This is a genomic window from Pseudomonas sp. P5_B2, from assembly GCF_056400445.1.
Map to the genome: position 1 here is coordinate 1 of NZ_JBFULH010000206.1, position 7,206 is coordinate 7,206.

Sequence of the window (7,206 nt, forward strand, 5' to 3'; positions counted from 1 at the left end):
CCGCATTCGCGAGCAAGCCCGCTCCCACATTGGTTTTGTGGTGTCTGAAAAGACTGGGTTAAACCTTCAACACCAACTTCCCGAAATTTTCGCCGCTGAACAATTTCATCAGCGTCTCCGGGAATGTCTCCAGTCCGTCAACAATGTCTTCCTTGCTCTTGAGTTGCCCCTTGGCCATCCACCCGGCCATTTCCTGCCCGGCGGCGGCGAATTGGGCGGCGTAGTCCATCACGACAAAACCTTCCATCCGCGCGCGGTTGACCAGCAGCGACAGGTAATTGGCCGGCCCCTTGACCGCTTCCTTGTTGTTGTACTGGCTGATAGCGCCGCAAATCACCACACGCGCCTTCATGTTCAGTCGGCTCAGTACCGCATCGAGGATGTCGCCGCCAACGTTATCGAAATACACGTCGACCCCTTTCGGGCATTCGCGTTTGAGACCAGCGATGACGTCTTCGTTTTTGTAGTCGATGGCGCCGTCAAAACCCAATTCGTCGATCAGGAACTGACACTTGTCCGCGCCGCCGGCAATCCCGACCACGCGGCACCCTTTGATCTTGGCGATTTGCCCGGCAATGCTGCCCACCGCACCGGCCGCGCCCGACAGAACCACGGTGTCACCGGCTTTCGGCGCTCCGACATCGAGCAGGGCGAAGTAGGCGGTCATTCCGGTCATGCCAAGTGCGGACAAATAGCGCGGCAATGGCGCCAGTGTCGGATCAACCTTGTAGAAACCGCGTGGTTCGCCCAGGAAGTAATCCTGCACGCCGAGGGCGCCATTGACGTAGTCCCCGACCGCAAACCCTGGATTATTCGAGGCCACGACTTTACCGACGCCCAAGGCGCGCATCACTTCACCCAAGCCCACCGGCGGGATGTAGGACTTGCCCTCGTTCATCCAGCCGCGCATGGCCGGGTCCAGGGACAAGTATTCGTTTTTGACCAGAATCTGCCCCGACGCCGGCTCGCCGGCCGGTACTTCCTGATAGGTAAAGGTCTCGCGGGTCGCCGCGCCCACCGGACGTTTGGCGAGCAGGAACTGGCGATTGGTCTGGGTAGTCATGACAGGCACTCAAGATGATGAAGCCTTGTTGATAGCCCTTCATGATCAATGCCGCAAGTTCGGCTGATGCGGCGAATGCATATCGATCCAGTGCAGTGATAGTCAGGGTCGGTGTTCTATCACTGCCACGCATGGCCGCTCAACCGGCCTTCTGATAGTGCTGCCGCGCTGAAGCCCTCCATGCCTAGACTGAAACCCAGGCAATCCCCCAAATTCTTCTCTTCGAGGACATAACAATGAGCATGACGTTTTCCGGTCAGGTCGCCGTGGTGACTGGCGCTGCCAACGGTATTGGCCGTGCGACCGCCCAAGCGTTCGCAGCCGAAGGGTTGAAGGTCGTGGTCGCCGATCTGGACACCGCTGGCGGCGAAGACACCGTGGCGCTGATTCGTACCGCGGGTGGCGAAGCGACCTTCGTGCGTTGCAACGTCACGCTGGAAAGCGATGTAAAAAACCTCATGGACGAAGTGGTGAATACCTACGGCCGTCTGGACTATGCCTTCAACAATGCCGGCATCGAGATCGAGAAAGGTAAACTCGCCGAAGGCACACTGGATGAGTTCGATGCGATCATGGGCGTCAACGTCAAAGGCGTCTGGTTGTGCATGAAGTATCAATTGCCCTTGTTGTTGGCCCAGGGCGGCGGTGCGATCGTCAACACCGCTTCGGTAGCGGGCTTGGGGGCGGCACCGAAGATGAGTATCTATGCGGCGTCCAAGCATGCGGTGATCGGGCTGACCAAGTCGGCAGCGATCGAATACGCCAAGAAGAAAATTCGCGTGAATGCGATATGCCCGGCAGTGATCGACACCGACATGTTCCGCCGGGCCTATGAAGCGGACCCGAAGAAGGGCGAGTTTGCCAACGCCATGCACCCGGTGGGGCGCATCGGCACGGTCGAGGAAATTGCCAGCGCTGTGCTGTACCTGTGCAGCGACGGCGCGTCATTCACTACCGGTCATTCGCTGGCGGTGGATGGTGGCGTTACGGCGTTTTGAACTCAGGCGCTGCAACGTAGGAAAAAACCCGTACTTGTGCGGGTTTTTTTACAGTTCCGTGACGGGTCTCAGCAATGTGTTTCAAAGGGTTAGAACCGAGGGATTTAGCGGCGTTGTCGCACATCTGATTCATCGCTCCTGTGATTAACTGTTTCCCGTAAAACGGACAGGAGTGTGCTTGCTCATGGAATTGAGAATCGATCGACAGGCATTGGTGCCGGTCGTGCAGCAAATCGTCGACGCGTTGGTCGGCTGGCTCCGGCAGGGAAGGGTACTGCCGGGGACGCGTTTGCCTTCTGCGCGGCAAATTGCACGGGTCAATTTGCTCAGTCAATCCTGTGTTGTCGAAGCCTGCGAACGCCTGGTTGCGCAAGGCGTGCTGGCGCCGCGTCAGGGTGCAGGGTTCATTGTTGCCATGCCTGCGTTGGCCGCTGAGGGGCAACAGAATAGCCCTTGGTTCGAAGGAGCTGAAGTGACGCTGGGCCGCGCCTCGGGTGACCTCAAACTGGGTTGTGGCGGCTTGCCCGAGAGTTGGCGTCAAACTGACGATTTGACCTACGCAATCCGTCAGGTAAGCCGCACCGACATGTCCGGGCTGTTCAGCTACAGCACGCCACTGGGTTTACCCGCCTTGCGCGAGCAAATCCTCAAGCGCCTCCAGCAAATGGACATTGAAGTGGATGACAGAAGGATTGTGACCACAACCGGGGCTACTCACGGGCTCGATCTGATCGTGCGCACGTTGCTCAAACCGGGAGATTGCGTGGTGGTGGAAAGTCCGGGGTATCCACTATTGTTCGATCTGCTCRGGCTCAACGGCGTGACGATGATCGAGGTGCCGCGCACCCCGCGAGGGACTGACACGCAGGCATTAGAAGCGCTGTTGGTGAAGTACCGGCCCCGTGCGCTGTTTATCAATAGTTTCTACCAAAACCCGACCGGCAGTAGCCTGACACCCGTCGTGGTGCAGCGGGTGCTGCAATTGACCAAAGCCCATGGCGTGCTGGTGATCGAAGATGACGTCTATGCCGATTTGCACCGCGGCCCCGGCACTCGCCTCGCGGCGATGGGGATCGACGACAATGTGATTTATGTCGGCAGTTACTCCAAGACCCTCAGCAGTTCATTGCGCGTCGGCTTTGTCGTGGCCAGTAACACGATGGTTTCGCGACTGGCCGAGGTCAAGATGACCAGCAGCATGGGCACTTCAAGGTTTTGCGAAACAGTGCTGGCTTGCCTGTTGGCCAGCGGCGCGTATCGCAAACTGGTTCAGCGCCTGCGGCAGCGATTGAACACCGACAGAGAAGCCGCCCTGCAAGTGCTCGAAGATGCCGACTGGGAAGTTTTCGGCAAGCCGGTGGGTGGTCTGTTCATCTGGGCGCGATCACGCAGGTCCGACTTCGCTCAGGTGCGCAAGCAGGCCCGACGCTTCGGGGTGCTGCTGTCTTCAACCACAGCCTTCAACCCCGGCGGTGAAACCACGGACTGGCAGCGCATCAACGTGGCATACGCCTGTGATCCCCGTGCGCGGGCATTTTTTCAGGCCACCGCTCTGAATCGACTTCAGGCGTTCTGAAAACGACGCGGGCGTAGCTTTTTGCCATTATTACGGCGCCCGAGTCTTGTGCAGGCACAGGCCTCGTTGCGACCCTGCGTGAACAGACCATGTCAGGGAACTATGCGCAATGATTTCGGCCATGCAAGGACGTTTTGCCAACCTCGGGATGGCAAACAAAATGGGTGTCGGGTTCGTACTGGTGCTGCTGCTGTTGACTGCGCTGGTCGCCGCCATCGGCGTAGGGGCCTTGCAAACCATCAGTCAACGCTTCGATGGGCTCAAGCAGATGTCATCGCTCAATAGCGGTTTGCTCAACGTGCGACTGCTGGAGCAGGAGTACGCCTTGCACGGCAACCCGAAAACCGCCGATGCCCTGCACGAAGGCGTTGATGGCCTGATTGCTCTGGCGACCCGGCTCAAGGCCTCATCGAGGGCAAACGTGCCTGTAATGAATGAAGTCGAGCACTCGCTGGGCGCCTATCRCAAGGCGTTCGATGAGTTCGTCTCGTTGAGTCAGGCCAAGGACCTGGCGCTGGAAATGGCCAGTTGGTCGGTGTCCAGCGTGGCCAATAACCTTGATGTGCTGCAAGCAGGCCTCGCCGATGACGGCGCCTATACGTTGAAGCAAACCGAGGGCAAGGACGGTGGGCAATTCATCGAGCAGGCCAGTCAGGTCAGCCAGGTCTCGCGGTTGATGTTGCAAGCCATGAACGAGGCGCGGGTGCGTCTGGATCAGAATCGCAAGGGCGATGACAGCGCGGGCCAAGGCAAGATTGAGCAGGCGGATCAGGCGCTGGTTCAGGCCGAACAGCTGAAAACCACGGTCAAGGATGAGGGCTATCAGACGGTCCTCAGTGAAGTAACCGGCCGCATCGGCAGTTTCAGCGAAAAACTCACGGAGTACACCGGTCTGTTGGCCCAGGAGAAAACTGTCTACGTACAACTGCATCAGCGCGCCGCGCAAGTCGTGGAGCGGGTGGATCAGGCCTATGTCGCCGAAGACCGGTCGATGCAGGCCGAGYTGAAAGAGAACTCTTTGCTGATCCTTGGTTCCTCTGCCTTGGCGCTGCTGGTCGGGCTGGTGGCGGCGTGGGTGATTACGCGGTTGATCGTGGCGCCGCTGCGCAGTGTGATTCGTGACGCCCAGCAGATCGCCGCGGGTGATTTGAGTGCGACGGTCGAAGTAACCCGCCGTGACGAGATCGGCCAATTGATGCTGGCGATGCAACAGATGGGCGCCGGGCTCAGCCGTATCGTCAGTGGCTTGCAGGCCGGTATCGAGCAATTGGCGAATTCAGCGCATTCGCTATCGGCGGTGACCGAGCAGACCAACCTGGAAGTCAGCAGTCAGAAAGAAGAAACCGAGCAGGTCGCCACGGCGATGAACCAGATGGCCGCGACGGTACACGACGTGGCGCGTAACGCTGAAGAGGCCGCCCAGGCTGCACAAACGGCGGATGACAAGGTTGAAAGTGGGCAGCAGGTAGTGCGCCAGAGCATGGCGCGCATCGAGCAATTGGCGGACTCGGCGACATCGGCCAGTTCCAGCATCGAAAGCCTGAGCGCAGAAATCCAGAACATCGGTACGGTGCTCAGCGTGATCAAGAGTGTTGCCGAGCAAACCAACCTGTTGGCGCTCAACGCAGCGATCGAGGCCGCACGGGCGGGCGAGCAGGGCAGGGGCTTTGCAGTGGTGGCTGATGAAGTTCGGGCGCTGGCCAAGCGTACCCGGCAATCGACCGAGGAGATCGAACGTCTGGTCAGTGCCTTGCGCTCGGCTGCGAAGTCGTCGGTGCAGCAGATTCAGAGCAGCGGTGAACTGGTGAAACTGGCCGTCAGTGATGCGTTGCAGACCGAAAGCGCGTTAGGGAGTATTGCGGCGGCGGTGTCGTTGATTCAGCAGATGAACCAGCAGATTGCCGCAGCAGCCGAGGAACAGAGTTCGGTGGCTGAGGAGATCAATCGTAGCGTCACGAGTATCCGCGCGAGCGCAGATCAGTCATCACTGGCGATGCAGGGCAATGCGGCGTCCAGCATTGAGCTGGCGCAGCTAGGGCTTGAGTTGAAGGGAATGGTGGGGCACTTCCGGCTCTGAAAACCCTAATGCCAGTCAGTTATGCCGTCACGCGGTCCGCAGCTGGCGAAGCCTGCGTTCGGCCGAGCAGCGGTCGTAAAATCAGACACTATGGTGTCACAGGTTTTCCGCGGTTACAGGATTTGCGACCGCTTCGCGGCCGAACGCAGGCTTCGCCAGCTGCTACCAGGAGTGTGTTGAGCCCAATACTTCTAAATTGACTGGCATTAACCGTTTCGGTGGTTTTTCCATTTGCGCTGATCAGTCGTAGATCACTTTCTTTTTCCAGTCGGCATCGGCATCGACTTGTTTAAGGCCTGTGTTCAACTGGTTGGTCTCGCCCTCAACCGCAGCGAATTTGTCCATCACCATGGCGTTGGCGCGAGCCAGTAGTTTCTCCAGGTACTGCAGCTGTTCGGCGTAGGTTTGTGGCTCCTGTTGTTTGCGCAGGTACTGCACGCCGCGTTCGAACGCCAGGCGCGCCTGCCCCGGCTGGTTCTGTTGCAAGCAATGCTGGCCGAGGTTGTTGAAAAACTCGATGTGCAGCAACACCAGGATATGACGGACTTCGCGGATCCAGCGCTTGGCTTCGTTGGTCGTCAGGAAGCCGTCATGGGCAGCACGGGTGATTTGGCCGTGCAGGGCTTCGAGCAGGAAGCGTACGTCTTTGGCCTTGGCTTCGGTCTGGATCGGTGCCGGCGGGTTATTGACCGGGATTGATTCGCCTTGGGCAGCAAGAGCCTCTAGCTCGGTAATCCGCGCCTTGAGGTTGGCGCTGGTTTTTTCCAGGTTGAGCAGACGCTGGCAGACATTGAGTTCCAGGCGGGTCAACAACAGCTTGAGTGCCGGTGTCATCAACTGACCAGGAAAGGTCTCGGTGATTTCACCGCAGCGGCGCAGGCGGTCGTTGAGCTCAACCTTGGTGCGGGCCTTTTCCAGCTTGTTGTTTTCCACCACGTTGTTCATGTAGCCAATGGCGATCAGTAGTGCAATGCCGGCTACGACGAGCAGGGTGATCATGAGTGGTGTCACCGTAAGACCTCTTATTGGGTGTAGTGGCTTGGCATTGGGGCGGATAAGGCCCGCGCGATCATTTGAATCAGCTAGGTCCATCTATATATCGGCCGTTACCCCACTTAGATAAATGGTGGCGAATACATGGCTGATTGATATCATTTTGACGTCGTGGACTATAGCGCCTTGATGGAGGTCGGAAAATAGGCGTCAAAGACTTGGCTACGCAAAAGCCTGAAACGTGTCTCAAAGCAGGGCGAAGTCATTGATTTAAATAAATTTATAACTGGGGGTTGACGACCTCTCAATCCATCCATAGAATGCGCGCCACTTACAGCGGAAAGCACACAGCGAAACGCGGTAGGGAGTGAATGTTGTACGTGTGTCCCCTTCGTCTAGTGGCCTAGGACACCGCCCTTTCACGGCGGTAACAGGGGTTCGAGTCCCCTAGGGGACGCCAATGCGGGAATAGCTCAGTTGGTAGAGCACGACCTTGCCA

Annotated in this window: 5 protein-coding genes, 1 tRNA gene and 1 pseudogene; 5 read left to right on the forward strand and 2 right to left on the reverse strand. The window is 58.3% G+C overall.

Annotated elements, in window-relative coordinates; translation table 11 throughout:
- Positions 1–58 precede the first annotated feature (58 nt).
- Entirely contained in the window at positions 59–1,063 is a 1,005-nt protein-coding gene (locus tag AC1DRJ_RS15950) for an NADP-dependent oxidoreductase (protein ID WP_477803010.1), read from the reverse strand.
- Between the two features lie 236 nt (positions 1,064–1,299).
- Between AC1DRJ_RS15950 and AC1DRJ_RS15955 the strand changes: the two genes are divergently transcribed.
- The 4 genes and pseudogenes from AC1DRJ_RS15955 to AC1DRJ_RS15970 all read left to right on the forward strand — a co-directional run bounded on the left by AC1DRJ_RS15955 (position 1,300) and on the right by AC1DRJ_RS15970 (position 5,714).
- Positions 1,300–2,061 carry an SDR family oxidoreductase gene (locus AC1DRJ_RS15955; RefSeq protein WP_477803011.1) on the forward strand — a complete coding sequence of 254 codons (762 nt, stop codon included), beginning with the start codon at positions 1,300–1,302 and terminating at the stop codon, positions 2,059–2,061.
- 184 nt (positions 2,062–2,245) lie between these two features.
- Positions 2,246–3,637, forward strand: coding sequence for an aminotransferase-like domain-containing protein (locus AC1DRJ_RS15960; protein ID WP_477803012.1), 1,392 nt, complete (start codon positions 2,246–2,248; stop codon positions 3,635–3,637).
- A 991-nt stretch (positions 3,638–4,628) separates the two neighbouring features.
- Positions 4,629–4,853: pseudogene (locus AC1DRJ_RS15965) on the forward strand (HAMP domain-containing protein); the annotation flags it as partial.
- Positions 4,851–5,714, forward strand: coding sequence for a methyl-accepting chemotaxis protein (locus AC1DRJ_RS15970; protein ID WP_477803014.1), 864 nt, complete (start codon positions 4,851–4,853; stop codon positions 5,712–5,714). The pseudogene AC1DRJ_RS15965 and the gene AC1DRJ_RS15970, both read left to right, overlap by 3 nt.
- A 240-nt stretch (positions 5,715–5,954) precedes the next feature.
- Here AC1DRJ_RS15970 and AC1DRJ_RS15975 read toward each other — a convergent pair whose 3' ends face one another.
- Entirely contained in the window at positions 5,955–6,725 is a 771-nt protein-coding gene (locus AC1DRJ_RS15975) for a hypothetical protein (protein WP_477803013.1), read from the reverse strand.
- A 366-nt stretch (positions 6,726–7,091) separates the two neighbouring features.
- Here AC1DRJ_RS15975 and AC1DRJ_RS15980 point away from each other — a divergent pair.
- A tRNA-Glu gene (locus AC1DRJ_RS15980) sits at positions 7,092–7,167 on the forward strand.
- Positions 7,168–7,206: the final 39 nt, after the last annotated feature.

What these genes read in the sequence shown, in the direction of transcription:
- AC1DRJ_RS15950 (WP_477803010.1), bottom strand. Translation starts at nt 1,063, where the DNA reads ATGACTACCCAGACCAATCGCCAGTTCCTGCTCGCCAAACGTCCGGTG.
- AC1DRJ_RS15955 (WP_477803011.1), top strand. Translation starts at nt 1,300, where the DNA reads ATGAGCATGACGTTTTCCGGTCAGGTCGCCGTGGTGACTGGCGCTGCC.
- AC1DRJ_RS15970 (WP_477803014.1), top strand. Translation starts at nt 4,851, where the DNA reads ATGGGCGCCGGGCTCAGCCGTATCGTCAGTGGCTTGCAGGCCGGTATC.